A 2,102-nucleotide genomic window follows, 5' to 3' on the forward strand; every position below is an offset into this window, starting at 1 on the left:
TTAGCTTTTCTTTTGAAGACTTCGCCCTTGCTGTTCTTTTTTGTTATTGGTGTCCTGGGCCGCCACATTAGTGATTGGGGGTTTTTGGCAGGGTGCCCGCAAATGGTTTGGCCCACGTGCCCCCGGACAACATTGCTGAGTTAACTACGTTAATGAACGCGGCATAACTTTTTGTGGCTGCTGCCAGGTCGTTGTTCTGAGCAAGTTGATCGTTGAAATACCAGACCATAAAGTTGAGAAACAGATGTTTGATCTGGATAGGGTCTTGGAATGCTTCAACGGGCCATGCCTCCGCTCGCTCGGAGACAAAATTCAGAAAAGAACTGAACTCACTGCACCTGGGACGACGCATCTTGATCGTCCATTGAGACAGGGCTTTGTATGCCTTTTCTGTGAATTCAGGGCCATGAGAGATCCACAGATTGGCAAAGGAAATATAGCTAGTCGCACCGTTCAAGCTTTCAATTGGCCAGCCGTTCCAGAACCTAACCGCTTGTGGGTCGAGCTTATCTTTGGCGGTAGTCCAGTATTTGGCATTGGTCTTCGGCCAGCCCTCCTTGCCTTCGAAGGTCGGGAGCAGCGGAACGACTTTGGCCATTTCGTGGATGAGCCTCACGAATTCCCGAGCATAGGATTTTCGGAGGTTAGAAGAAATCTCTACGAAGTTCTCGTCTGACAATGCGCCCAGGAAGCCTCTGATCGTACGCTCGAAGGCCGACGAGGACATTCCGACGTAGGTCACTGTCGTCTTCGTGATGTCGCAGTAGGCATCGAACAGCTTGGTGAGCTGGCCCATCCCTTCACGGGCTATCGGGGCGTACGAGCGGTGCATCAGGTCGAGCACGTCCTCAGGCAGGGTGGTGAACGGATAGTTCACCAAAGCTAGCGCTCCTTTGATGATTGTCAGATTTTTTTTCATGGGCTTGTGCGTCTTAAGACCTTGTGATATTTATAGTTTCATAGGTTTGACAAGGTAGTGCAAGTGGCAAAATGCTCGAACGCAGCCTGGATGCCGACCTGGCCCTGGCCCTGAGCCTCAACGGTCGCGAACTGCTGCGCGACGAGCCGCCGCTGAAGATTCTGCTGATGTCCGCCACCCTGGAAGGCGAACGGCTGTCGGCGCTGCTCGACGACGCGCCGGTGATCAGCAGCGAAGGACGCATGTACCCGGTGCAGATGCGTTGGGGCCGGCCGTTCCAACCGGGCGAATTCATCGAGCCGCGGGTGCTGGAGACGGTACAGCAGGCGTTGGCAGACGAGGCTGGCAGCCTGCTGGTGTTCTTGCCCGGGCAGGCCGAGATTCGCCGTGTGCACCAGGCATTGCAGGAGGCCCTGGGCGAGCGCAGGGAGATCCTGCTGTGCCCGTTGCACGGCGAGCTCGACCTCAGTGCCCAGCGCGCTGCCATCGAAGCGCCGGCGCAAGGCCTGCGCAAGGTGGTGCTGGCCACCAATATCGCCGAGACCAGCCTGACCATCGACGGCGTGCGCGTGGTGATCGATGCGGGGTTGGCGCGCGTGCCGCGTTTCGATCCCGGCAGCGGCATGACCCGGCTGGATACCCAGCGTATCTCGCGTGCCAGTGCCACGCAGCGGGCCGGCCGTGCCGGGCGCCTGGAGCCTGGCGTGTGCTATCGGTTGTGGTCCGAAGCCCAGCATGAGCAACTGGCGGCCTACGCCAGTGCCGAAATCCTCCAGGCAGACCTCGCCGGGCTGGCGCTGCAGCTGACCCGCTGGGGCGTGGCCCCGGCCCAGCTGAGTTGGCTTGATCTGCCGCCCGCAGCGGCCTACGCCCAGGCCCAGAGCTTGCTGTTGCGCCTGGGGGCGCTCAAGGCGGGGCAGTTACTGGCCCTGACCGAGCATGGCCAGGCCATGGCCGAACTGCCTGCTCACCCGCGTATTGCGCATTTGCTGCTGCGCGGCCAGGACCTGGGGCTGGCCGCAATGGCCTGTGATGTGGCGGCCTTGCTCGGTGAGCGCGACATCCTGCGTGGCGGCGGTGCCGACCTGCACAACCGCCTGAGCCTGCTGGCCGGTGAGACCCGAGGTGCGCGCGGCACCCAGGGCGGGGTCCAGCGTGCGCGCCAGCTCGCGCGCCAGTACCG

At 60.8% G+C, this 2,102-nt stretch carries 1 protein-coding gene and 1 pseudogene; one reads left to right on the plus strand and one right to left on the minus strand.

Going from position 1 to position 2,102, the window contains the following annotated elements; genetic code table 11:
• Nucleotides 1–67 precede the first annotated feature (67 nt).
• The gene (locus tag G3436_RS26405) at nt 68–919 is read right to left on the minus strand and encodes a hypothetical protein (protein ID WP_178116623.1); all 852 of its coding nucleotides are present in this window, start codon (nt 917–919) and stop codon (nt 68–70) included.
• 77 nt (nt 920–996) lie between these two features.
• Between G3436_RS26405 and G3436_RS26410 the strand changes: the two are divergent.
• Nucleotides 997–2,102, plus strand: a pseudogene (locus tag G3436_RS26410) (helicase-related protein); the annotation flags it as partial.

The organism is Pseudomonas brassicae (assembly GCF_010671725.1).
GTDB classification, from domain to species: Bacteria; Pseudomonadota; Gammaproteobacteria; order Pseudomonadales; family Pseudomonadaceae; genus Aquipseudomonas; species Aquipseudomonas brassicae.